We start from the raw sequence: 24,186 nt of genomic DNA on the forward strand, positions 1-24,186 counted from the left end.
ACTGGGAGTCGCATGACGCTGACGCTGACGATTCTGGGCTGCGGCTCCTCCGCCGGCGTGCCGCGCCCGGCGCTCGGCTGGGGCGCCTGCGATCCCAACAATCCCAAGAATCGCCGTCGCCGCTGCTCGCTGCTGGTCGAGCAGACATCGGGCGACGGCACGACGCGCATCGTGATCGACACCTCGCCGGACCTGCGCGAGCAATTACTCTCGACCGATGTCGACCACATCGACGCGGTGTTCCTGACTCACGAGCACGCCGACCAGACCCACGGCATGGACGATCTGCGTTCGGTCGTGATGCATATGCGCCGGCGGATTCCGACCTATCTCAATCAGACGACTGCGAACGACATCATGTCGCGGTTCTCCTATTGCTTCGTCTCGCCGGCGGGCAGCGACTATCCGCCGATCCTGACGGCGCATTCGATCGAGGCCGGTGAAAGCCAGATCATCCTGGGGAAGGGCGGCGCGGTGACGATGACCGCCTTCCTGGTGCAGCACGGCCACATTCCCGCGCTCGGCTATCGCATCGGCGATGCCGCCTACACGCCGGACCTCAACGACATCCCACGCGAGAGCTGGGGCGCACTGGAAAATCTGGACCTCTGGATCGTCGACGGCCTGCGCTACACCAGCCATGTCAGCCATTTCAGCATCAACGACGCGTTGTCCTGGATCGACCGCTTCAAGCCGAAGCGCGCCGTCATTACCAACATGACCGCCGACGTCGACTACGAAGTGATCCGGCAGTCGCTGCCCGCGGGTGTGGTGCCGGCCTATGACGGGCTGCGGCTGGAGACTCGCTGAGCCTGCGGTGGAAATTACGGCACAGGCCGGCATGCTCCTTGCTTACGTGGACGCCATCATGTTGATCTAACGTCTGAAAGACAAGCGCTGGGCAGGGGCGATATTCATGCAGGACCGGCACAGGACGTGCGATCGCCGGGACCGTTTGAATCGCCTCGTGTGAGGATGAGGATCGCGTTGGCAGGCAACGATGTAACGAGCCGGGGACCGGTGCGACGCGCGCTGGATCTCCTTTATCTCGGTGCGGGCTACGCCGCCGGCACCTTCATGGTTGCGATCTTTGCAATCATGATGATCATGTCAGTCGGGCGCCAGTTTGCGGTCAACATTCCCGCCGGCGATGATTTCGCCTCCTGGTGCATGGCCGCGATGGCATTCCTCGGCCTCGCACACACCTTCAAGCGCGGAGAGATGATCCGCGTCGGCCTGCTGCTGGAGCGTCTGCACGGGCGCACCAAGCAGGTTGCGGAGGTGGTGGCGCTCGGCATTGCCACCGCCTTCGTTCTCTATTTCACCTGGCATGCCGTGCAGATGACCTACGATTCCTGGCGCTTCAACGACGTGGCGCAGGGCGTCGTCGCGCTTCCGCTCTGGATTCCGCAGCTCGGATTTGCCGGCGGTCTTGTGATCCTGTCGATCGCGCTCATTGATGAAATGGTCGGTGTCGCCGGCGGCAACCGGCCGAGCTACGAGAAGGGCTCGCCGGACGAGACCCCGGACGAATTCATCGAGCGCATCTCGCAGGGCGGCGGAGGTTGACGATGGCCAATCTCGGCATGATCGAGCTGTCGTTCGTCCTGCTCGGCGTCATGATCCTGCTGCTGGGAAGCGGCGTCTGGATCGCGGTCTCGCTCGGCCTCGTCGGATTCGTGGCGATGGCGCTGACGACGAGTCTGCCGCTCGGCGCGGTGCTCGCCACCACGACATGGAGCGCCAGTTCGTCGTGGACACTGGCCGCGCTGCCGCTGTTCATCTGGATGGGCGAGATACTCTTCCGCACCAAATTGTCGGAAGAAATGTTCCGAGGCCTGTCGCCCTGGGTTCAGTGGCTGCCCGGGCGCCTGACTCATGTCAACGTGATCGGCTGCGGCATCTTCGCGGCGGTGTCGGGCTCGTCGGCGGCGACCTGTGCGACCATCGGCAAGATCGCGCTGCCTGAGCTCGACAAGCGTGGCTACGACAAGGGCCTCAGTCTCGGCTCGCTGGCGGGCTCCGGCACGCTGGGACTCCTGATCCCGCCGTCGATCCCGATGGTGGTCTATGCGGTCACGGCGAATGTCTCCGTGCTTCAGGTCTTCCTGGGCGGTTTTCTGCCGGGCGTGCTCGTGATGGTGCTCTATTCCGGCTACATCATCATCTGGTCGCTGCTCAATCCGAAGAAGATTCCGCCGCGCGACCCGCCGATGTCGTTTCGCCAGAAGCTGCGCGAGTCGGCCAGGCTTGCACCCTGCCTATTGCTGATCCTGGCGGTCTTTCTCTCGCTCGTACTCGGCTTTGCGACCGCAACCGAATGTGCCGCCTGGGGCGTTTCCGGCGCGCTGCTGTTGGCTTGGTGGAGCCGCACGCTCACACGCAAGAACTTCCTCGAGAGCATCATGAGCGCGACGCGCCTGACCTGCATGATCATGCTGATCCTGGCAGGCGCTGCCTACACGACCGCAGCGATGGCCTATACCGGCATTCCGGCGGCACTCGCCACCTGGGTCCAGGGCCAACAGCTCACGCCGGGCATGCTCGCGCTGTATCTGAGCATCATGTACATCATCCTGGGATGCCTGATCGATGGCATCTCGATGATCGTTCTGACCGCCGTGATCGTGCTGCCGATGGTCAGGCAGGCCGGCCTCGACCTGGTCTGGTTCGGCGTTTACCTCATCATTCACGTCGAGATGGCTCAGATCACGCCGCCAGTCGGTTTTAACTTGTTCGTGCTCCAGAACATGAGCGGGCGCGATACCTTGACCGTCGCCCGGGCAGCATTCCCTTTCTTTGTCCTGCTGCTCGCCGCCGTGTTCATCATCACGGAATATCCGCAGATCGTGATGTTTTTGCCCAAGCTCGCCTTCCCAGACTGAGCGTACCGCTTTCAAATTGACTGTGAGGAGAAGCCCGATGATCTCTCGTTTATTCCGCGCATCCCTGATCGCCGGCGCCGTGCTGGCTGCGACACCCGCTTTGGCTCAGACCAAATGGAATCTGCCGGCAGCGTATCCCGCCGACAATCCACACTCGGAGAATCTGGTCGCGTTCGCCAAGGACGTCGATGCCGCGACATCCGGCAAGCTCCAGATCACGGTTCATCCCGGCGCCTCGCTGTTCAAGGCACCCGATATCAAGCGCGCGGTGATGACCGGGCAGGCGCAGATGGGTGAAGTATTGCTGTCGATCCACGAGAACGAGGATCCGGTATTCGGAATCGACGTGGTGCCGTTTCTGGCGACCAGCTTCCCGGCTGCGATGAAACTGTATCAAGCGTCGAAGCCGCTGATTGCGAAGAAGCTCGATGCGCAGGGTCTCAAGCTGCTGTTCGTCGTGCCGTGGGCGCCGCAGGGCGTCTATGTCAGCAAGCCGCTTGCGACGATCGAAGACATGAAGGGCCTGAAATGGCGGGCCTATAACGTTGGAACCGCGCGCATTGGCGAACTGGTCGGCGCGCAGTCCGTCACCATCCAGGCCGCCGAGCTGCCGCAGGCACTTGCGACCGGTGTCGTGAACTCCTTCATGTCGTCGGGCGGCACGGGCTACGATGCGAAGGCATGGGAGTCGCTGAAGTACTTCTATGACGTGCAGGCCTGGATCCCGAAGGACTACACCTTCGTCAACAAGGCTGCGTTCGAGGCGCTCGACAAGCCGACCCAGGAGGCCATTCTCAAGGCCGCCGCGACCGCGGAAACGCGCGGCTGGAAGGCCTGGGAGGACAAGAGCACCTGGTACATCGACCAGCTCAAGGCCAAGGGCATGACGGTCGAGCCGCCGAGCCCGGCCCTCAAGGCTGGCTTCCAGAAGATCGGCGAGCAGCTCACCGCCGACTGGCTCAAGAAAGCAGGGCCCGACGGCCAGGCGCTGATTGACGCCTACAAGAAGATGTAGCGACGGAGAGGCCTTTCGCCCGTCGCCATCCGGCGGCGGGCGTCTGAGCCCGAACAGACTCAGGTCGAGATCGCCTTCGCCGATCCGGCTTCGTTGCGCAGCAGGAATTTCTGGATCTTTCCCGTCGACGTTTTCGGGATCGGCCCGAACATCACGGCCTTCGGCGTCTTGAAGCCGCTCATATGCGAGCGGCAGAAGGCGATGATATCGGCTTCGCTTGCGCTCGCGCCGTCCTTCAGTTCGACGAAGGCGCAGGGCACTTCGCCCCATTTCGGATCGGGCTTTGCGACCACGGCGGCGAACAGCACGGCTGGGTGCTTGTAGAGGATGTCCTCGACCTCGACGGAGGAAATGTTCTCGCCGCCGGAAATGATGATGTCCTTGGAGCGATCCTTGATGATGACATAGCCATGCGCGTCGAGCACGCCGAGGTCGCCGGTGTGAAACCAGCCCCCTTCGAAGGCGTCCTTCGTCGCCTTGTCGTTCTTGAGGTAGCCCTTCATCACGATGTTGCCGCGGAACATGACCTCACCGATGGTCTCGCCATCGCGCGGCACTTGCTTCATGGTCTGCGGATCGATGACGGTGACGCCTTCCTCCAGCGGGTAAGGCACGCCCTGACGGCGTTTCAGGCTGGCGCGTTCGGAGGCGGGCAAATCATCCCAGCCGGGTTGCTCGGCGCAGACCGAGGCGGGGCCGTAGACCTCTGTCAGACCGTAGACGTGCGTCAGCTTGATGCCAATGTTTTCGGCGCCTTCGAGCACCGCGACGGGCGGCGCTGCACCGGCGATCAGGCCGACGACGCGGCGCGCGGCACTGCCCTTCGGTGCGTCGGGCGCGTTGATCAGCGTGTTATAGACGATCGGCGCGCCGCACATGTGGGTGACGCCGTGCTGCTTGATCAGCTCGAAGATTTTGGTCGGCTCGACCTTGCGCAAGCAGACATTGACGCCGGCGGCGGCAGCAATAGTCCAGGGGAAACACCACCCGTTGCAGTGGAACATCGGCAGCGTCCAGAGATAAACCGGATGCTGGCCGAGATTGCCCGCGAGGATATTGCTGACGGCATTCAGATATGCGCCGCGATGATGGGTCACGACGCCCTTGGGATTGCCCGTGGTGCCCGACGTGTAGCTTAGCGCGATGGCGTCCCATTCGTCGCCCGGCGGGATCGCCGCGAAGTCAGGATCGCCTTGCGCGACGGCGGACTCATACTCGATCTCGCCGATGCGCCTGCCGCCCGTGAACGCGGCGTCGTCGACGTCGATCACGAACGGCTTCGGTCCGGTCATCTGCGCGAGCGCATCGGTGATCACGCCCGAAAACTCCGGATCGACCAGGATGATCCTGGCGCCGCCATGGTCGAGCTGAAACGCGATCGAGGGCGCATCGAGGCGGATGTTCAGCGCATTGAGCACGGCACCCGTCATGGGCACCGCGAAATGCGCCTCGTTCATCGCCGGAATGTTCGGCAGCATTGCCGCCACGGTGTCGCCGGCGCCGATGCCCTTGTTCGCGAGCCAGGACGCAAAACGCTTGCAGCGCTCATGCGTCTCGCGCCAGGTGAAGCTGCGCCCCTCGTAGACCGTACTGACGTGATCGGGATAGACCGCGGCGCTTCTCGCGAGGAAGCTCAACGGGCTCAGCGGCACGTAGTTGGCGGGCGTCTTGTCGAGGCCGATATTGTACTGGTTCTGCCGCTCGCTCATCGACACCTCCCTCACGCGCCGGCTTACAGGAATCCGATCGAGATCCACGGAAAGACAGCGACGACAATCAATCCCACCAGCAGCGCCAGCAGATAGCCCCAGATCGGCCGGATGCCTTCGGCCGGATCGACGCGTCCGATAGCGCAGGCGGCATAATAGCCGACGCCGAAGGGCGGGGCGAATAGCCCGATACCCATGGCGAGAATGATCACCATCGCATAGTGCACCTCGTGCACGCCGACCGCGCGCGCGATCGGAAACAACAGCGGCCCGAACAGCACGATCGCCGGGATGCCCTCCAGCACGCTGCCGAGGATGGTGAAGGCCAGGATCGAGACGGCGATGAAGGTGCCGGCGCCGCCGGGCAATCCGGTCATGGCCGACGCCAGCGAGCGCGAGAAACCGGACTGGGTCAGGCCCCAGGCCATGCCGGTCGCAGTGCCGATGATCAGCAGGATCGCGCCCGACAGCGCCGCGGTTTCGACCAGCATCGGAAACAGCCGCCGCCAGTCGAAGCGGCGGTAGACGAGCAGGCCGACCAGGGCGCCATAGACGATGCCGATGGTGGAGACTTCGGTGGCGGTGGCGATGCCCTCGACCACGGCGTAGCGGATCACGAAGGGCAGCGCGAGCGCGGGCAGGGCGATGATGAAGGTCTTGCCGATCTCGCCACCCGTGGCGCGGCGGACATGGCTCATGTCCTCGTGGCGGTAGCGCCACCACACCAGCATGCACAGCGTAATCGCGAGCACCACGCCGGGCAGGAGGCCGCCGGTGAACAGCGCGGCGATCGAGACGCCGGTGACCGATCCGATCGTGATCAGCACGAGGCTAGGCGGAATGGTCTCGGTCTGCGCGCCGGTGGCCGCGAGCAGCGCAACGAGATCGCCCGGCTTGGCGCCGCGCTGCTTCATCTCCGGGAACAGCACGGGCGCGACCGCCGCCATGTCGGCGGCCTTGGCGCCGGAGATGCCGGAGACCAGGTACATGGCGCCGACAAGGACGTAATGCAGTCCGCCGCGGACATGCCCGAGCAGGCTCGCCAGGAACGCCACCATGGCCCGTGCCATGCCTGTCATTTCGATCAGGAGTCCCAAAAATACGAACAGCGGCACCGAGAGCAGGATGAGGTGGCTCATGCCCTCGTCCATCCGCCCGACCAGCACCATGACCGGCGTGCGCGTGGTCAACGCCAGATAGCCGAAGATCGCGAGGCCGAATCCGAACGCGATCGGAACGCCGGCAAAGACGCAGAAGCCGGCGACGCCGACGAAGAAGATGACGAGGTTGAGATTGCCGAGCGGCCGTAGATAAGGCTGCGCCAGCCAGAACAGGCCGACAACGACAGCAACGGAGATCGCGGCCGTCAGCACCATTCGGTAATCGGCTGCGCGCAGCAGCCGCAACAGCGCGAACACCGTCATCAGGCAGATGCCGGCCGGCAGCGCCGCGGCGCGCCACATATTGGATATCTGCAGCGCCGGCGTGGTGATGAAGCTTTCCTCGTAGGCGTAGTCCCAGGACGGCCAGACGATCAGCGCCAGGAAGGCCAGCGCCGCGCAGGTCGCCACCAGATCGAGCCAGGCCCGCATCGCAGGCTTGGCGCTGGCGACGATCGCCGTCATGCGCATGTGCTCGGAGCGGCGGAACGCAACCGCCGCGCCCAGCATCGCGAGCCACAGGAACAGGATCGAGGCGAGCTCGTCGGACCAGATCAGCGGCCGGTGCAGGCCGTAGCGCGCGACCACGCCGGCAAACAGGATCGCGATCTCGGCGACGACCAGGATCGCCGCCGGGATTTCGACGAGGAGGCCGAGTGCGCGCTCCGTCGAGGCCAGCAGCGAAGGTCGGCGAGGGGACTGAAAAGTCGCCTCGCCCGCCACGCCGCTCACCCCGACCTCGATATGAGCCATGATGGCCCCAACGCGTTACGACAGCTTGCCGACGGCCTTTTCCAGCAGGTCCCAGGCCTGGTCGCCATATTTGCCCTTCCACTCGGCATAGAAGCCGGCGGACCGCAGCTTGTCGCGGAACGGCGCGACCGCGGGCTGGTTGAAGGTCAGGCCCTTGGCCGCGAGCTCCTGCTGGAGATTGGCATTGAGCTTGGCGGTGTCCTCGCGTTCCTTGACCGCTGCGGCATTGATGTTCTTGGCGACGACGGTGCGCACATCCTCGGGCAAGCTGCTCCAGGCTTTGCGGTTGGCCAGGAACCAGAAGCCGTCCCACATGTGGTTGGTCAGCGAGCAGTATTTCTGCACCTCGTAGAGCTTGGCCGTCGAGATGATCGCCAGCGGGTTCTCCTGGCCCTCGACGATCCGGGTCTGGAGCGCGGAATAGACCTCGGCGAAATTGATCGAGGCGGGCGCCGCATCGAACGCCTTGAACATCGAGGTCCACAGCGGCGAGACCGGCACGCGGATCTTGAAGCCCTTGAGGTCGTCAGGACCGGTGATCGGCTTGCTTGACGACGTGGTCTGGCGGAAGCCGTTGTCCCAGATCTTGTCCATGACCTCGAGGCCGGACTTCTTGATTTCGCCGCGGACGAAGGCGCCGAGATCGCCGTCCATGGCCTTCCAGACCGTGTCGTAGTCCGGGAACGCAAAGCCGATGCCGTTGATGGACGCCGCAGGCACCAGGGTCGACAGGATCAGACCCGACAGCGTGAAGAACTCGACGCCGCCGGAGCGGATCTGGCTCAGCATGTCGGTGTCGGACCCGAGCTGGTTGTTCGGGAAGATCTGCAGGTCGAACTTGCCCTTGGTCTCGGCCTTGATCGCCGCCGCCATCTCCTTGGCGCGCACGTTCATCGGATGGGTGTCCGGCAGGTTGTTGGCGTATTTGAAGGTGAACTCGGCGCTCTGGGCGCGGGCCACATGGGGCGCACCGATGCCGCCCAGGACCGCGGTCGCGGCGGAGGCCTTGAGAAGCGTGCGTCGGGAAAAGCTCATGGGTCTGCTTCCTCGGAAGGTTTGTTGTTGTTCTGAGATGCAAACCATACGGACGTCGGGTCAGAAGGTCATCTGCGATCTCGCGAAGCCTCGCTTATTGCAGCCGGACATCGTCACGGCAATATCGGCTTTCGGATGCATGGACCGGAATCTAAACTGCGAAAACAACCCCATGCACAGTAGCTGTCGAGAGCTGGGACGATATGCGACGGCCGGGCCGGAAATGACGAGGAGCGAAGGTGCAGTGGCAGGAATTGCGCCTAAGCATTTGATCTAATTGTATATAAAGATATTCCATAATATACCTTATGCGAATTACGGATATGGGTGTGCAGATCAGCCCGGCCTAATCGACGGCTACCGAGAACCCTGCTCCCGGCTCAGACTTGTACGCTAGGCAGGCAAGTCACCGGACGCAGCCAGACAAGCCGCGCCAGACATTGGGAGGTTCGTCATGCAGGAGAACGTCGCCCGCGCAGACCGCTCGCGCGCCATTCCGTTCAATGCCGCCAAGCTCGACCGTCTGATGGAGGCCGCAGGCCTCGACGTGCTGGTCGCGACCTCCAAGCACAATGTGCAGTACCTGCTGGGCGCCGAGCGCGCGATCTTCTTCGACTACATGGATGCGCTGGGCGTCAGCCGTTATCTGCCGGTCCTGGTCTATCCCAAGGGCGCGCCGGAGCACGCCGTCTATGTCGGGCACAGGCTGGAGACCCATCAGCGCGCCGTTGCGCCGCCATGGGTGGCACAGGTCCGGACCGAGTCCAACGGCTCGATCGATGCGATCACGCGGGCCGCAAGCCTGATCCGCGACGCCGGCGTGCCCTTGAAGCGGGTCGGAGTCGAGATGGCGTTTTTGCCGATGGATGCGGGCCGGGCGCTTAGTGACGCCCTGCCCGGCGCCGAGCTCAAGGACGCGCTGCTGGTGCTGGAGCGGCTGCGCTCGGTCAAGTCTGCCGAGGAACTCGCAAAGCTCAAGACCGCGTCCGAGCTCGTCATCGCGTCGATGCTGGAGGTGATCGCCGGGCACGGCCCTGGCACGACCAAGCAGCAATTGTCGGATGCATTGCGCATCGCCGAGGCCAATCGCGGGCTGACCTTCGAATACTGCCTGCTCGCCTGCGGCAACAGCCACAACCGGGCGCCGTCAGCGCAGCGTTGGGAGCAAGGCGAGGTGCTGTCGCTGGACTCCGGCGGCAATTATCACGGCTATATCGGCGATCTCGCGCGCATGGCGGTGCTCGGCGATCCCGATGCCGAGTTGAAAGACTGTCTGGCCGAGATCGAAGCGGTCCAGCGCGCCGCCTTCGCCGCGGTCCAGCCCGGTGCCATGGGCGGCGACATCTACGTCGCGGCCGAGCGGCAGCTTGCCCAGGTCAGCCAGCGCGACTGCACGGAGTTTTTGGCCCACGGCATGGGCCTCGTCAGCCACGAGGCCCCTCGCCTGACCGCCAAGGGCCCGATCCCCTACGACGACCCCGACGCCCGCCTGCCGCTCGAAACAGGCATGGTGGTGTCGATCGAGACCACGATGAAGCATCCCAAGCGCGGGTTCATCAAGCTTGAGGATACGGTTGCAGTCACGGCGACGGGCTACGAGATTTTTGGCGAAGGCGGCCGCGGCTGGAATTTGGGGAGCAGTGCGCTTTAGCGCAGCGGCAGCAGGTCGAGCTGAGCTTGCGCCTTCTTGACGACCGCTGCGAACCAGCTCTGGCTCGGCGCCGCCTTGGCGAAGCACTTGGTGAAAGCCGTCATCGCATTGTCTTCGCGGGTGATGTCGCCGCGCGGATCCTTCTTGTCGATGGGCCTGGCCATCATCTGCTTCCAGACTTTCTCGCAGGCCGGGATCTCAGCCGTCTTCACCGCGTCGCTTGCAGCGATGAAGAAGACCTTCTCGCCCTGAATCGCGACCACGTCGATTTCATGCGGCGGTCCCTTCAGGTCGCCATTGCCACGCACGCCCAGCACGGCGACCGCCGCGCTCACTCCCGCGGGCTTCGTGATCGGCAGCTCGGCATATTTGGCGAAGGCCGAGTCCTGGATCGCCTGATAGTAGAAGCGGTCCGACTTGAAGGCCGCGTCGATGCCCTCGGGCATGCCGTCCTCGCTGTGCTCGCGCAGCCAGTGCTTGAGCAGCGCAATGGTGGTCACGACGGCTTGCATCCTGTCGCCTTCGGAGACGAAGCCGAGCCCGTCGAGATGGCCGAAGCCGGAGTCGCCCTTGAGAGCGTGTCCGCGTTCGTCTTGCCGTCGGCCGGCAGTCCCTTGATCGCGACGGGGCCCACCATGCCGCTGGCTCGGTCACCACGATATCGCGCGCATCTCGTCAGTCGCGAGAGCTGGACAGTCGCGCGAGAAGTGGCGCGTAGCCGGCAAGGCGGTGGGATATGAACTCTGTGAACATCCGCACGCGCTTGGTCGCGCGCCTGGCCCTGGGTGAAAAGCCACAATCCGACCGGTCGAAAAACGCACCACCCTTGTGCGTAGTTCCGCACTGAACGGCTGATACGAACCGACCTAGTTGAGGTTCTCCGGACGAGCCGGGAACGCAAGCCAAGGGATGTGTCATGTCGAGATTGGAAGGCAAGGTCGCAGTGATCAGCGGCGGCAACAGCGGGATCGGGCTTGCCATCGCCCAGCGGTTCGTGAAGGAAGGCGCGCACGCGTTCATCTTCGGCCGTCGCCGGGAAGCGCTCGACAAGGCGGTGAAGCTCATCGGCGGCAACGTCACCGCGATCCAGGCCGACGCATCCAGCCTTGCGGATCTCGACCGCGTTGCGGACACCGTCCGAAGCACGAAGGGCAAGGTGGACGTGGTCGTGTCCAATGCCGGCATCACCGAGCAGGTGCCGCTGCGCGACATCACGGAGGAGCACTACGACCGCACGTTCAACCTGATGGCCAAGGGGCCTCTGTTCCTGGTGCAGAAGATGCTGCCGATGATGGGCGGCGGAGGATCGATCATCCTGGTGTCCTCGGCCATGCACTCCATGGGCCTGGCGAACCACTCGACCTATGCGGCCACCAAGGCGGCGGTGCGTTCGTATGTGCGGACTTGGGCGGCCGAGTTCAAAGACAGCGGCATCCGCGCGAACCTGCTGAGCCCCGGCCCCGTCGACACGCCCATCATGGACTCCCAAGCGTCGACGCCCGAGGAGGCCGCCGCCATTCGCAAGATGTACGCCAATTACGTTCCGATGCTGAGACTCGGGCGTCCCGAGGAGCTGGCGGCGGCGGCGGTCTTCCTCGCCTCGGACGAGAGCGCGTTCATGACAGGCTCCGACATGCTCGTCGACGGCGGCGTCAGCAACGTTTGAATTGAGCAAAGACAGGTAAGGAGAACAATATTCAGAACCACGTCAAATACCCGATGTGAGGGCCGCCCCCAACAGATGTCAGCGATGCCGCAGCCGGCGATTGACCCGGCGCGCGAGATAATCGCCGGCGCTCTGGACGAGCTGCACCAGCGCGATCAGCACCACGACGACGGCCAGCATCATCTCCGGCATGAAGCGCTGATAGCCGTAGCGGATGCCGAGATCGCCGAGCCCGCCACCTCCGACGGCGCCGACCATGGCGGAATAGCCGAGCAGGCTGACCACCGCGAGCGTCAGCGCCAGCAGAAGACCCGGCAACGCTTCGGGGATCAGCACCTTGAGCACGATCTGGATCGGCGAGGCCCCGAACGAGGACGCCGTTTCAATGAGGCCGCCATCGACCTCGCGGATCGCGGCCTCGACCAGGCGCGCGATGAACGGCGCCGATGCGATCGTCAACGGCACGATCGCGGCCGTCGATCCGATCGAGGTGCCGGCAACGAGGCGCGTGAACGGGATGATGGCCACGACCAGGATGATGAAGGGCGTGGACCGCGTCGCATTGACGACGATGCCGAGCACGCGATTGACGGCGGGCGCCGAGAACAGCTCCCCTTTCCGGCTGGTCGCGAGAAAGACGCCGAGCGGCAGGCCGATGACGGTGCCGATCAGCGCCGCGAGCCCGACCATGTACAGGCTCTCGCCGGTGGCCTGGATGATCAGGTTGATGAGTTCAGGCGACATAGCCGAGACGCTCCGCGGGGAATTGATATTGTGAGAGCCAGGCCAGCGTCCGCGTCGTCGCGTCGTCGCTGCGAGAAGTGCCGAGCGGAATACCCAACGTCAGCGAGCCCACATGCTGGCCGCCGATCTCGTCGATGCGGGCCGACAGCAGCGAGACGTCGAGACCGAGCTCGCGCGCGAGACGCGCCACCAGCGTGTCGCCGGCTCCTGCCCCACGCACCTGGATGCGAATCACGGCCTGTCCGCCCGCAGGCAGCTCCGAAACGATCCGGCTCGCCAGCGACACCGGCAAGCTGTCGCCGATGACTTCAGCCAGGAATGATTGCGTGATCGGATGTTCGGGATGGGTGAAGATATCCGCGACGTGGCCGCTCTCGACGACGTGGCCGGCGTCGAGCACCACGACGTCCCTGGCGAGCTGACGCACCACGGACATTTCATGGGTGATCAGCACGATGGTCACCCCGAGCTCGCGATTGATGTTGGCGAGCAGATCGAGGATCGCCCGCGTGGTCTGCGGATCGAGCGCCGAGGTCGCCTCGTCCGACAGCAGCACGCTCGGCCGCGTTGCCAAGGCCCGCGCGATGCCGACGCGCTGCTTCTGGCCGCCGGAGAGTTCTGACGGGTAGCGGTCGTGCTTGTCGGCGATGCCCACCAGCGCAAGCAACTCGGCCACGCGTGCGATGATGTCGGCCTTGGCCCAGCCGGCGATCTCGAGCGGAAGCGCGATGTTGGCGGCTGCCGTGCGTGAGGACAGCAGGTTGAAGTGCTGGAAGATCATGCCGATCGAGCGCTGCGCCAGCCGCAAATCGCGGCCCGCAAGCACCGAGATGTCACGGCCGTCAACGACGACGCGGCCGGTGGTCGGCCTCTCCAGTCCGTTGATGAGCCGAACCAGGCTCGATTTGCCGGCGCCAGAGCGGCCGATGACGCCTGTGATCGAGCCGCGTGGGATCGCGAAATCGATATTTTGCAGAGCATCGACGCCGGGCTTGCCGCGATAGGCCGGATAGGTCTTGGAGATGCCCTCGAAACGGACCATCGCGTCAGGCGCAGTCGCGGCAGGTGAGATCGCGTCACGTGAGATCGCGTCACGTGAGATCGCGTCAAGCTTTTCGATCGGCCGTCCGATCGCGAGCGATGGGTGGGCGTTCATGGAGGCGCCTTCATGCACAATTGTTCCGCTTGCCTCTGGGGCATCCGGGAACCGGGTCGCATCAAGCGACGGAGAATGAAACCGCGATGAGGGCTCGCGTGGAGCGCGCTGCACCGCAGCACGCACCATCGCCCTTTCAGGTCGGTCTTGCAATGTCACATATTTGCGGGGAATTGGACGAAGTTTTCCAAATCCCGCCCCGCCGAAGAAAATTCATCTGCCGGGGGACTCCGGCCTGGCTCAATGGACCTGCAACCAGGGCAGGACGATCAGCAGGAGCCCCGCGAAATAGAGCACTCCGAAGATCAGCCCAAAACCCCAGAACTGGCCCTTCCCGATATAGCCGCTGCCGAGATACATCGGCGCCGGTCCCGTCGCGTAAGGCGAGATCACGCCCATCAGACCGAGCGAATACATGCAGAGCATGGCGGCGTCGTGACCGGCAGGTCAGGGATTCCGGATCCGACCGCGAGCACCACCGGCAGCACCGCGGCGGCATGCGAGGTGATGCTCGAGAAGAAATAGTGAATCCAGAAGAACAGCGCGACCAACAGCAGCATCGCGGTGGACGGCGACAGCCCGGCGAGCGGCTTTGCGTATTCGGTGGCGAACCATTTGATGAAGCCGATCTCGTTGAGGCCCGAGGCCAGCGTCAGCAGCGAGGTAAAATAGAAGAACACCTCCCAGGCGCTCTTCTCGCTGACGATGTCGGCAAACTCGATCACGCCGGTCACCAGCATCAGCGAGATCACGATGAACACGACGGTGGTGGCGTTGACGAAGTTCGAGCCGAGCACGGGAACGCGAATGTCCGGGCTCGAGCCCGCGATCCACAGGAACATCGCGAGGATGATCAGCGCCAGCATGATCCACTCGTTGCGCGACATCGGGCCCATCTCCGCGAGCTCCCTTCCCGCCCATTCGGAAATTTCCGGGCTGCGCTTCACCTCGGGACGGTAGACCACGTAGCTGAGCAGTGGGACGAGCACCATCAGGAGGATGCCGAGCGGCGCAAAGCCGATGAACCACTGCGCCCAGCTCACCTCGACCCCGACAGTCTTCTTGGCGATGGCCAGCGCCGCCGCATTGGGCGCGAGCGCGGTGAAGAACAGCGAGCTGGTGACGGCGGTCGACGCGAACGCGGTCCACATCACGTAGGTGCCGATCCTGCCGGCGGTCGGCCCCGGCTCGGAGCCGTAGATGCGCGGGATGTTACTGATGATGGGATAGACGATACCGCCGCTGCGCGCGGTATTGGACGGCGTCGTCGGCGCCAGCAAAAAATCCGACATCGCCACCGCATAGCCGAGGCCGAGCGTGTTGCGGCCGAGCTTTTGCACCAGCACGAGCGCAATGCGCCGGCCAAAGCTGGCTCTTGCGATAGCCGATCGAGAACACGAAGGCGCCGACGATCAGCCAGACCGTGCTTTCGGCAAAGCCGGCGAGCATCCAGCGCAGCGATTTTGTCGGATCGGGATCGATATAACCGCTGACGCCTGCGACCGTCAGCCCGATCAGGCCGACCGCGCCGACCGGCATCGATTCCAGGATGAGGCCGGTGATGACGGCCGCGAAGACGGCAAAATAGTGCCACTGATTGACGTTGAGCCCCGCCGGCACCGGCCACAGATAGATCACCAGCCACACCGCGATCGGCGCGATCAGCTTCCAGCGAAACCCTTTCGCCTCAGGCGCCTGCGAGCTAGCGGTCATGGGCCCTCCCCCTCGATTGCCGTCATGTTCTGCCGGCCCGTTGATCGGGCCGCTTTTGTCCCAGCGCGGCGTATACGGATTGTCCGCGGCGCGATCAATGCCCTGGCCGGCGTCTACCGCCCTCTGAATTTCGGTTTGCGTCGCGTCAAGAACGCCTCGACGCCCTCCTTGTGGTCCTCGCTGAGGCTTGCCAGGGCGAACTGGTCGACGTCCATGTGGCTGGCGAGATTATCCAGCGCATGCGCCAGCCGGTTAACCGTGAGTTTCGTCATGGCAACGGAGAGTGGCGGCTGCGCTGCCACCTTGCGCGCAAGCTCCATCGCGGCATCGAACGCATGGCCGGGATCGACCACCTGCTCGACCAGGCCCCACTCATAGGCCTCATCCGCGCTGATGCGCTGATCGGCCAGGATCACCGCCTGCTTGGTACGCGCCGGGCCGATCAGATGCAGCATGCGCGGAATGCTCTGCCAGCTCATGTTCATGCCGAGCCCGATCTCAGGCACGCGCAGATGGGCATCGCGTCCCATGACGCGGAAGTCGAGCGCGACGGCCAGCGCCACGCCGCCGCCAACGCAAAAGCCTTCGATGGCGGCGATCGTGATCTGCTCCATCTCCTGCCAGGCGTGGGTCAAGCGCGGTCCGAGCTTGAGATGCTGCCGCAGCGTGCCGAGGTCCATGTCCTTGCGCGAGCGCCCTTCGGCATCCTTGAGGTCGAACCCGGCGCTGAACGCGTCCGCGCTGCCTGTCAGCACCACGACAGAGGTTGCGGCGTCATCCTCAAAACTGCGCGCGGCCGCGGTGAGCTGGCGCAGCGCCTCCGGCGACAGCGCGTTGATGCCGTCGCCGCGGTCGAACCGCACCACCGCAATCCGCCCCTCCGGCCCGAGGCCCTTCTCGATCTTCACATAGTCAGACAACGCAATCTCCCCTGTTCTTGGTTTTCTTGGTGCTCACAAATGCCCGGTGCGGTGGTGCTCGGGCTCGCTGCCGCGGACCGGAAACCGGACCGTGGTCCCGATGGTGATCCAGTTGCCGCTTTCGCCGGTGATGTTGCGGCCGTAGATCACGTCGACGGAGAATATCTCGTTCGGCCGGTAGCGGACGCCGGTCTGGAAACGCGGCTGGACGACGCTTGCGATCTCGGAGGCGCCAGCTTGCCCGTAAGCCTCGATCGTCCATTGCAACGTGTCGGTGAATTTCCAATCGAAGCCGACGCCGTAGGTCAGGTAATGACGATCGACCGTGCGATCCCACAGCCAGCCGCCATTGACATTGATGCGCATGGTCTCCGACAGGCGGAAGGTCGCGGGGATGACGACAAAGGCGGACATGGCATCGCCGCTCGCCGCGTCGAATGATCCGCCACCATACGCTGACAAGCCCCACCGGCCTATTCCAGTCGGGACGAAGTTCGTCTTGGCTTTTGGAGCGACGGTCGTGCTCCAGTCGCCATCGCTCCGGGCCCTGATGGTCTGCAGGCTCAGCTCGATCGGCCTGAAGGGATCGACGACACAGGAGGGATTGGCGACCGCCGAAAAATCCGTGTTGGTCGCGACCGACGTCCAGCTTTCCACTTTGCAGGAGCCGACCTCGGAAATGTCGGCGGCATCGACCGCATAGGCGCCATTCGCGGCGCGCGCACCCTGCGCCGCGAATGCGCCAAATGCTGCGATTGCGGCGGCTATTCCGGTTCTCGCAGCCCAGCCCATGGTGCGATGTTAGCAGAGTCTTCGTCTCGACAACGCCCGGATTCTGGGACTATCTTTGGCCCATGAGCGATCATCATCATCACCACGATCACGACCATTCCGAGCTGTCGGAGACAGAGCTGCGCGTTCGCGCGCTCGAAACCATCCTGACCGAAAAAGGCTATGTCGAGCCGGCTGCGCTCGATGCCATCATCCAGGCCTATGAGACCAGGATCGGCCCGCATAACGGCGCGCGCGTCGTCGCCAAGGCCTGGACTGATCCCGCGTTCAAGCAGGCGCTGCTGGAAGACGGCTCCAAGGCGATCGGCACCCTCGGCCATGTCAGCCGCGTCGGCGACCATCTCGTCGTGGTCGAGAACACGCCGCAGCGTCACAACATGGTCGTGTGCACGCTGTGCTCCTGCTACCCCTGGGAAATGCTGGGGCTGCCGCCGGTCTGGTACAAGGCTGCGCCCTACCGCTCCCGCGCGGTGAAGGACCCGCGCGGCGTGCTCGCCGATTTCGGCGTGCAGGTCGCCAGGGACATGGAGATCCGGGTGTGGGATTCCACCGCCGAAACGCGCTTCCTGGTGCTGCCGATGCGCCCCGACGGCACGGACGGCTGGAGCGAGGAACAGCTCGCCGAACTCGTCACGCGTGATTCCATGATCGGCACCGGCTTTCCCAAAACGCCGGGAGCGCCGTCATGAACGGCGTGCACGACATGGGCGGCATGGACGGATTCGGCAAGGTCGAGCCGGAGCCGAACGAGCCCGTGTTCCATGCGGAATGGGAGTCGCGGGTGCTGGCGATGGTGCGCGCGATGGGCGCGGCCGGTGCCTTCAATATCGACACCTCGCGCTTCTATCGCGAGACGCTGCCGCCGCATGTGTACCTGTCGAGCTCCTATTACAAGAAATGGTTCCTCGGGCTTGAGGAGATGCTGATCGAGAAGGGCTATCTCACCCGGCAGGAGGTCGCCGCCGGCCACGCGATGCAACCCGCAAAGGCGCTCAAGCACGGCAGGCTGGAGCGCGACAATGTCGAGCGCACCATGGTGCGCGGCAAGTTCGCCCGCCCTGCTCCGGCGCCGGAGAGATTTGAGATCGGCGACCGCGTGCGCGCGAAAAACATTCATCCGGCCACGCACACGCGGCTGCCGCGCTACGTGCGCGGCCATGTCGGTGTCGTCGAGCTGAACCACGGCTGTCACGTGTTTCCGGATTCGGCGGCGATGGAGCTCGGCGAGAATCCGCAATGGCTCTACACGGTGGTGTTCGAGGGCCGCGATCTCTGGGGCGCGGACGGTGATCCGACCCTGAAGGTATCAATCGACGCGTTCGAGCCCTATCTGGACCCGGCGTGATGAGCAGCACGGCCGCGGCCGCAGCAACTGCGGCCATACCGAGCATTCCGCGCGATGACGACGGCCCAGTGTTCCGCGCGCCCTGGGAGGCGCACGCCTTCGCCATGGCGTTGACGCTGCACGACCGCGGCGTGTTCACCTGGCCCGAATGGGCCGCAGCCCTGGCCTCCGAAATCAAGCGCGCCCAGGTCGCCGGCGATCCTGACACCGGCGAGACCTACTATCTGCACTGGCTCGCCACGCTGGAAGGACTGGTTGCGCGCAAGGGCGTTGCGTCTGCGGAAACGCTGCACCGCTACCGCGATGCCTGGGACCACGCGGCGGATCGCACGCCTCACGGCAAGCCGATCGAGCTAAAGCAGGAAGATTTTGGCTAGCTCGCGCCACACCCGTCATTGCGAGGACTTCGTGTCCCGGACAAGCTGCAACGCCTAAGCGTTGCGGCGCAGAGCTGGGACCCAGATGGCAACACGATAAGCTATGATGGATGGGCCCCGGCTCTGCAGCGCACCGCTGAAGGAGCGCTGCGCTGCGTCCGGGGCGCGAGAGAGGCGAGACGCGCTACCGTCCCGCCACATACTCCCGCCACCCCTTCGCCCGCAGGCTGCACGCCGGGCACTCGCCGCAGCCATAGCCCCAATCATGCTGCGCGCCGCGTTCGCCGAGATAGCAGGTGTGCGACTGCTCGCGGATGAGGTCAACCAGCCCCTCGCCGCCGAGATCGTGCGCGAGCTGCCACGTCGCCGCCTTGTCGATCCACATCAGCGGCGTATGCAGCTCGAACTTGCGGGCCATGCCCAGCGACAACGCGGCCTGCATGGCGCGGATGGTGTCGTCGCGGCAGTCGGGATAGCCGGAATAGTCGGTCTCGCACATGCCGCCGACGATGTGGGTGATGCCGCGCCTGTAGGCCAGCGCCGCGGCGAAAGTCAGAAACACCAGATTGCGGCCGGGCACGAAGGTGTTGGGCAGGCCGTCGGCACCCATCGCGATCGCGACATCGCGCGTCAGTGCCGTCTCGGACACGTCCGCCAGCGTCGGGATCGACAGCGTGTGGCTCTCGCCGAGTTTTGCGGCCCAATCCGCGCGCAAGCCCCTGATGCCGTCGAACAGCTGGTCGCGGCAGGCCAGCTCGATGGCGTGGCGCTGGCGGTAATCGAACCCCAGCGTTTCCACGCGCGCAAAGCGGTTCAGCGCCCAGGCGAGGCAGGTGGTGGAATCCTGGCCGCCGGAAAACAGCACCAGCGCGGTTTCTGATGAAAATGCGTCGCTCATGGTCCGCGCTTTAGCATTGCGCACCTCGGCCGCCAATCGGTGGAAATCGGCCTGTTCCGTCGCGCTACGCTGGGAACGGCGGCCCGCTTTTGGCATAAGTCTTGAGAGCCAGGAGACTGCCCCGCAATGACCCCTTCCCGCGACATTTCACGCCTGATCGAGATCATGGCGGCGCTGCGCACGCCGGTGACCGGCTGCCCCTGGGACCTCGATCAGAATTTTGCGACCATCGCGCCCTACACGATCGAGGAAGCCTATGAGGTGGTCGAGGCCATCGGCCGCGGCGATCTCGACGATCTCTGCGAAGAGCTCGGCGACCTCCTGTTGCAGGTGGTGTTCCACGCCCGGATGGCCGAGGAGCAGAACGCATTTGCTTTTGGAGATGTCGTCGAGGCCATCACCCGCAAGATGATCCGGCGCCATCCTCACGTCTTCGTAGACAAGGACGGCAACCTCGCCTCCTCCCACGTCAAGGAAGTCTGGAACCGCATCAAGGCCGAGGAGAAGGCCGAGCGCGCCGCACGCCGGCCACCGGAAGAGATTTCGCACAAATCGCTGTTGTCAGGCGTGAAGGCCGGCCAACCGGCGCTGACGCGCGCCATGGAGCTTCAGCGCAAGGCCTCTACTGTAGGCTTCGACTGGAACGACCCGCGCGCGGTGCTGGCAAAAATCCGCGAGGAAGCCGACGAAATCGAGGCCGCCCTCGACCGCAACGACAAGCATGAGATCGCGGAGGAAACCGGCGACCTGATGTTTGCGCTGGTCAACCTCGCCCGCCATGTCGATGCCGACCCGGAGGCCGCGCTGCGCGCGACAAACGCGAAGTTCGAGCGGCGCTTTGCCTATATCGAACGGGCGCTGGAAGCGCAGGGGCGAACGCTGGAGCAGGCGTCGCTGGAAGAGATGGACGCGCTGTGGAATGCGGCGAAGGCCGAGGAGAAGCCGGCGTCAGAGGGCCGCACGGAAGCCCGCCGCTAACTCCAATGCCGTGTTTGGGAGCGCACCTGGTTCGAGATACGACGCGATTAATATCGCGCACCAAATTGCTTCCTGTGGTTTTGGGGTGCGGATCTGCGCGCGCTTGGGGCGCGCTTGTCCGGGATGACGTGGGAGAGATCACGCCACGCGCGGCACGGCGTCGAACCGGTTCACCACGATGTCCCGCTTGGTCTCGTCCACCCGCACCGTCATGTCGAAGCGGCCGTCGTGCAGCTCCTTCGCCAACACCTCGGCATTGCGGTGCAGCCAGCTGATGCCGGCGCCGTCGGCCGCGTCGACCGAAAGGTCGAGCGTGGTGCGTTTTGAGGCGAGCCGTTCCTCGATCGCGGCGAGCAGTGCGTCGACGCCCTCGCCTGACACGGCCGAGACCAGCATCGCCGGGTGGTCTTCCGGTCTGCGCGCAGCGATGTTCAAAAGCTCTTCGCGCTGCTCGGCGTCGTAACGGTCGATCTTGTTCCAGACTTCGATGATGCGGCCTGAGTCATCGGGATTGATGCCAAGCTGGCGCAGCACGGCGTCGACGTCGCTCTGCTGCGCCTCGGCGTCGTCGTGCGAGATGTCACGCACATGCAGGATGACGTCGGCCTCCAGCACCTCTTCCAGTGTGGCGCGGAAGGCGGCGACGAGCTGCGTCGGCAGGTTGGAGATGAAGCCGACGGTATCGGACAGCATCGCCTTGCCGCCGTGCGGCAGGGTGAGCGCGCGCAGGGTCGGGTCGAGCGTGGCGAACAGCATGTCGGCCGCCTGCACATCGGCGCGGGTCAGGCGGTTGAACAGCGTCGACTTGCCGGCATTGGTGTAGCCGACCAGCGCGACCACGCGATACGGCACACGCTCGCGTCCTGCACGATGCAGACGCCGCGTCGCCTGCACCTTCTTCAGGTCGCCCTCGAGCTTGGAGATGCGCTCCTGGATCAGGCGGCGGTCGGCTTCGATCTGCGTCTCGCCGGGACCGCCCATGAATCCAAAGCCGCCGCGCTGGCGCTCGAGATGGGTCCAGGAGCGGACGAGACGCGAGCGCTGGTAGTTGAGATGCGCGAGCTCGACCTGGAGCGAGCCTTCCTTGGTCTTGGCGCGGCGGCCGAAGATCTCCAGAATGAGGCCCGTGCGGTCGAGCACCTTGGCCTGCAATTCCTTCTCGAGATTGCGCTGCTGGATCGGTGCCAGCGCGCAATCCATCACCACGAGCTCGACATCGAGGCTCTTGATCAGCCCGGCCATCTCCTCGACCTTGCCCTTGCCGATGTAAGTCGCGGGCCTGATCTGGTTGATCGGCGTGATGATGGCGTCGGCAACGACGAGATCGATGGCGCGCGCGAGGCCGGCGGCTTCATCGAGCCGGGCCTGGGCGTCACGCAGGATATGGCTTTCCGATTGCGCGTCGGCACTACCCGCGCGCACCCGCAAGTAGGGGCCGATGACAAGCACCCGCCCCGTTTGCTTGGCCCCTGCCGACCGCGGACGGTCGGCATCCCCGTCGAAATTCCGGGGTTCCAATCAGATCACTCTCAAGCCGGCTCCTCGCCGCCTTCGAACAACTGGATCGGAGCGCCCGGCATGATGGTTGAGATCGCATGCTTGTAGACGAGCTGCGAGTGACCGTCGCGCCGAAGCAGCAAACAGAAATTGTCGAACCAGGTCACGATGCCCTGGAGCTTCACTCCGTTGACCAGAAAGATCGTCAGTGGCGTTTTAGTTTTGCGAACGTGATTAAGGAAGGTGTCCTGCAGGTTTTGTGCGCGGTCTGCCGCCATTTTTTTTCTCGCTTTGAGTTTCTTTTTATTGCGCCGGTTGCGGCCCTCTTTCTGAAATTCGGCGCCTCTCCCGGTTGCCGTCCCTCATGAGATCCCCCTCGGAAGGAACAGCGGTACGATTAGAGGACAGGTGGGCTTATTAGGCAAGCCGCTTCACGCGCCAGCCCACGCCGTATGGCTCCGAAAAACTACGGAAATCGATGATTTTCCTCGCCTATCTCCGCCACGTCGCGGCGTCAGCCGACACCGAGCGCCTTCAATTTCCGGTGCAACGCCGAGCGTTCCATGCCAACAAACTCGGCCGTGCGAGAAATATTTCCTGAAAAACGGCTGATCTGTGCAATCAAATAGTCGCGCTCGAACACTTCGCGCGCTTCGCGCAGCGGCAGGCCCATGATGTGCTCGCCATTGTTGCTGGTCGGCATCGCCGGAACCATGGAGCCGACGTCCTGCGGCAGCATGTCGGCGGTGATGATGACCTCCGGGCCGCCCGCGGCCAGAATCATGACTCTCTCAACGTTGTTGCGGAGCTGGCGGACATTGCCGGGCCAGACATGCGACTGCAGCACCGCCATCGCGTCTTGCCCGATCTGACGCTTGGGGAGGCCGCTGCCCGCCGAAATCTGCTCCATGAAGTAGTCGATCAATTCCGGAATGTCCTCACGCCGCTCCGACAGCGCGGGCACGCGGATCGGCACCACCGAGAGCCGATGATAGAGGTCCTCGCGGAAATGGCCGCCCGCGATCTCCTCTTCCAGATTGCGCGCGGTGGAGGAAATGATGCGGACGTCGACCTGCACCTTGCCGTTGCCGCCGACGCGCTGGAACGACTGCTCGACCAGCACGCGCAAGATCTTGTTCTGGGTCTCGCGCGGCATGTCCGCTATCTCGTCTATGAACAGCGTGCCGCCATGGGCCTCTTCGAGCGCGCCGGACTTGCGCGCGTGCTCGCCGTTGGACTGCTCGATGCCGAACAGCTCGTGCTCCATCCGTTCGGGCGTGATCGCGGCGGCGTTGATGACGACGAAGGGGCCTTCGGCACGGCCCGAGGCCGTGTGCAGTGTGCGTGCGGTCAGCTCCTTGCCGGCACCGGCGGGGCCGACGATCAGGATGCGGCTGTTGGCCTTGGCCGCACGCTCGATGGTCTGGCGCAGCTGGTTCATGCTGGGCGAGCGGCCGACGAGCGAGCTTGCACTCGGCGCGAGCTGCTTCAGCTCCTTGACCTCGCGCTTGAGCCGCGAGTTCTCCAGCGCTCTGGTGGCGACCAGGATCAGCCGGTCGGTCTTGAACGGCTTCTCGATGAAATCGTAGGCGCCGCGCTTGATCGCGGCGACCGCGGTCTCGATGTTGCCGTGGCCGGAGATCATCACGACCGGCAGATCGGGGTTGTCCTTCTTGACCTGCTCCAGCAGCTGCAAGCCGTCGAGCTTGGAGCCCTGCAGCCAGATGTCGAGAAACACCAGATGCGGCCTGCGGTTGGCGATCTCGGCGAGCGCCGTATCGCTGTCGCGCGCGGTCCGGGTCACGAACCCCTCGTCTTCGAGGATGCCCGCAACGAGATCCCGAATATCGGCCTCATCATCGACAATCAGAATTTCACTTGCCATGGGTCGC

Annotated in this window: 21 protein-coding genes and 3 pseudogenes; 10 read left to right on the forward strand and 14 right to left on the reverse strand. The window is 64.4% G+C overall.

All coding sequences use genetic code 11. The features are described from left to right. The first annotated feature begins 12 nt into the window (after window positions 1–12). The 4 genes from ABIB00_RS24850 (at window position 13) to ABIB00_RS24865 (ending at window position 3,900) form a co-directional block, all read left to right on the forward strand. Window positions 13–810, forward strand: coding sequence for an MBL fold metallo-hydrolase (locus ABIB00_RS24850; protein ID WP_354106183.1), 798 nt, complete (start codon window positions 13–15; stop codon window positions 808–810). Between the two features lie 165 nt (window positions 811–975). Next, window positions 976–1,569, forward strand: coding sequence for a TRAP transporter small permease (locus tag ABIB00_RS24855; RefSeq protein ID WP_247353350.1), 594 nt, complete (start codon window positions 976–978; stop codon window positions 1,567–1,569). A 2-nt stretch (window positions 1,570–1,571) separates the two neighbouring features. Beyond that, a complete protein-coding gene (locus ABIB00_RS24860; protein ID WP_247353352.1) occupies window positions 1,572–2,885 on the forward strand; it encodes a TRAP transporter large permease in 1,314 nt (437 codons plus the stop codon). Window positions 2,886–2,922: 37 nt separating this feature from the next. Further along, window positions 2,923–3,900: a TRAP transporter substrate-binding protein gene (locus ABIB00_RS24865; RefSeq protein ID WP_247353354.1), complete on the forward strand. Its 978-nt coding sequence runs from the start codon at window positions 2,923–2,925 to the stop codon at window positions 3,898–3,900. Between the two features lie 59 nt (window positions 3,901–3,959). Here ABIB00_RS24865 and ABIB00_RS24870 read toward each other — a convergent pair whose 3' ends face one another. Genes ABIB00_RS24870 through ABIB00_RS24880 form a run of 3 tightly spaced genes read right to left on the reverse strand, consistent with a single transcriptional unit; the run spans window position 3,960 to window position 8,557 of the window. Continuing rightward, window positions 3,960–5,609 carry an acyl-CoA synthetase gene (locus ABIB00_RS24870; protein ID WP_354106184.1) on the reverse strand — a complete coding sequence of 550 codons (1,650 nt, stop codon included), beginning with the start codon at window positions 5,607–5,609 and terminating at the stop codon, window positions 3,960–3,962. 23 nt (window positions 5,610–5,632) lie between these two features. Then, on the reverse strand, window positions 5,633–7,522 hold the full coding sequence (locus ABIB00_RS24875; protein ID WP_354106185.1) for a TRAP transporter large permease: 1,890 nt from the start codon (window positions 7,520–7,522) through the stop codon (window positions 5,633–5,635). A 15-nt stretch (window positions 7,523–7,537) separates the two neighbouring features. Then, window positions 7,538–8,557 (reverse strand): TRAP transporter substrate-binding protein, encoded by a 1,020-nt coding sequence (locus ABIB00_RS24880; RefSeq protein ID WP_354050506.1) that lies wholly within the window; start codon window positions 8,555–8,557, stop codon window positions 7,538–7,540. 454 nt (window positions 8,558–9,011) lie between these two features. Here ABIB00_RS24880 and ABIB00_RS24885 point away from each other — a divergent pair, with 454 nt between their 5' ends. Beyond that, on the forward strand, window positions 9,012–10,208 hold the full coding sequence (locus ABIB00_RS24885) for a M24 family metallopeptidase (RefSeq protein WP_354106186.1): 1,197 nt from the start codon (window positions 9,012–9,014) through the stop codon (window positions 10,206–10,208). Here ABIB00_RS24885 and ABIB00_RS24890 read toward each other — a convergent pair. After that, window positions 10,205–10,848: pseudogene (locus ABIB00_RS24890) on the reverse strand (hypothetical protein); the annotation flags it as partial. The gene ABIB00_RS24885 and the pseudogene ABIB00_RS24890 overlap by 4 nt on opposite strands. A gap of 35 nt (window positions 10,849–10,883) precedes the next feature. Then, window positions 10,884–11,007 (reverse strand): annotated as a pseudogene (locus ABIB00_RS24895) (LysR family transcriptional regulator); the annotation flags it as partial. A gap of 117 nt (window positions 11,008–11,124) precedes the next feature. On the opposite strand from ABIB00_RS24895, the gene ABIB00_RS24900 reads away from it, so the two are divergent. Next, window positions 11,125–11,874 carry an SDR family NAD(P)-dependent oxidoreductase gene (locus tag ABIB00_RS24900; RefSeq protein ID WP_354106187.1) on the forward strand — a complete coding sequence of 250 codons (750 nt, stop codon included), beginning with the start codon at window positions 11,125–11,127 and terminating at the stop codon, window positions 11,872–11,874. 78 nt (window positions 11,875–11,952) lie between these two features. Here the strand turns inward: ABIB00_RS24900 and ABIB00_RS24905 are convergent, their stop codons facing one another. The 5 genes and pseudogenes from ABIB00_RS24905 to ABIB00_RS24925 form a co-directional block, all read right to left on the reverse strand. After that, the gene (locus ABIB00_RS24905; RefSeq protein ID WP_354106188.1) at window positions 11,953–12,618 is read right to left on the reverse strand and encodes a methionine ABC transporter permease; all 666 of its coding nucleotides are present in this window, start codon (window positions 12,616–12,618) and stop codon (window positions 11,953–11,955) included. Next, entirely contained in the window at window positions 12,608–13,774 is a 1,167-nt protein-coding gene (locus tag ABIB00_RS24910) for a methionine ABC transporter ATP-binding protein (RefSeq protein WP_354106189.1), read from the reverse strand. The genes ABIB00_RS24905 and ABIB00_RS24910 overlap by 11 nt, the downstream gene beginning before the upstream one ends. Window positions 13,775–14,014: 240 nt before the next feature. Continuing rightward, a pseudogene (locus ABIB00_RS24915) lies at window positions 14,015–15,487 on the reverse strand (DASS family sodium-coupled anion symporter). A 113-nt stretch (window positions 15,488–15,600) separates the two neighbouring features. Further along, on the reverse strand, window positions 15,601–16,407 hold the full coding sequence (locus ABIB00_RS24920) for an enoyl-CoA hydratase/isomerase family protein (protein WP_354106190.1): 807 nt from the start codon (window positions 16,405–16,407) through the stop codon (window positions 15,601–15,603). 33 nt (window positions 16,408–16,440) lie between these two features. After that, window positions 16,441–17,199: a PA4824 family protein gene (locus ABIB00_RS24925; RefSeq protein ID WP_354106191.1), complete on the reverse strand. Its 759-nt coding sequence runs from the start codon at window positions 17,197–17,199 to the stop codon at window positions 16,441–16,443. A 62-nt stretch (window positions 17,200–17,261) separates the two neighbouring features. Here ABIB00_RS24925 and nthA point away from each other — a divergent pair, with 62 nt between their 5' ends. Genes nthA through ABIB00_RS24940 form a run of 3 tightly spaced genes read left to right on the forward strand, consistent with a single transcriptional unit; the run spans window position 17,262 to window position 18,921 of the window. Further along, on the forward strand, window positions 17,262–17,888 hold the full coding sequence (gene nthA / locus ABIB00_RS24930) for a nitrile hydratase subunit alpha (RefSeq protein WP_354106192.1): 627 nt from the start codon (window positions 17,262–17,264) through the stop codon (window positions 17,886–17,888). Further along, entirely contained in the window at window positions 17,885–18,544 is a 660-nt protein-coding gene (nthB, locus tag ABIB00_RS24935; protein WP_354106193.1) for a nitrile hydratase subunit beta, read from the forward strand. Before nthA ends, nthB begins: the two co-directional genes overlap by 4 nt. Then, window positions 18,544–18,921, forward strand: coding sequence for a nitrile hydratase accessory protein (locus tag ABIB00_RS24940; protein WP_354050519.1), 378 nt, complete (start codon window positions 18,544–18,546; stop codon window positions 18,919–18,921). The genes nthB and ABIB00_RS24940 overlap by 1 nt, the downstream gene beginning before the upstream one ends. Window positions 18,922–19,105: 184 nt before the next feature. Here ABIB00_RS24940 and queC read toward each other — a convergent pair whose 3' ends face one another. Beyond that, window positions 19,106–19,819, reverse strand: coding sequence for a 7-cyano-7-deazaguanine synthase QueC (queC, locus tag ABIB00_RS24945; RefSeq protein WP_354106194.1), 714 nt, complete (start codon window positions 19,817–19,819; stop codon window positions 19,106–19,108). A 126-nt stretch (window positions 19,820–19,945) separates the two neighbouring features. On the opposite strand from queC, the gene mazG reads away from it, so the two are divergent. Next, complete coding sequence (mazG, locus tag ABIB00_RS24950; protein WP_354106195.1) at window positions 19,946–20,797, forward strand: nucleoside triphosphate pyrophosphohydrolase; 852 nt, start codon at window positions 19,946–19,948, stop codon at window positions 20,795–20,797. 138 nt (window positions 20,798–20,935) lie between these two features. Here mazG and hflX read toward each other — a convergent pair whose 3' ends face one another. The 3 genes from hflX to ntrX form a co-directional block, all read right to left on the reverse strand. After that, window positions 20,936–22,315 (reverse strand): GTPase HflX, encoded by a 1,380-nt coding sequence (gene hflX, locus ABIB00_RS24955; protein WP_354106196.1) that lies wholly within the window; start codon window positions 22,313–22,315, stop codon window positions 20,936–20,938. A gap of 11 nt (window positions 22,316–22,326) precedes the next feature. Beyond that, window positions 22,327–22,572: an RNA chaperone Hfq gene (gene hfq, locus ABIB00_RS24960; RefSeq protein WP_247353387.1), complete on the reverse strand. Its 246-nt coding sequence runs from the start codon at window positions 22,570–22,572 to the stop codon at window positions 22,327–22,329. A gap of 236 nt (window positions 22,573–22,808) precedes the next feature. Beyond that, on the reverse strand, window positions 22,809–24,179 hold the full coding sequence (gene ntrX / locus ABIB00_RS24965) for a nitrogen assimilation response regulator NtrX (protein ID WP_247353389.1): 1,371 nt from the start codon (window positions 24,177–24,179) through the stop codon (window positions 22,809–22,811). Window positions 24,180–24,186 lie beyond the last annotated feature (7 nt).

The organism is Bradyrhizobium sp. LB14.3 (assembly GCF_040547985.1).
GTDB lineage: Bacteria > Pseudomonadota > Alphaproteobacteria > Rhizobiales > Xanthobacteraceae > Bradyrhizobium.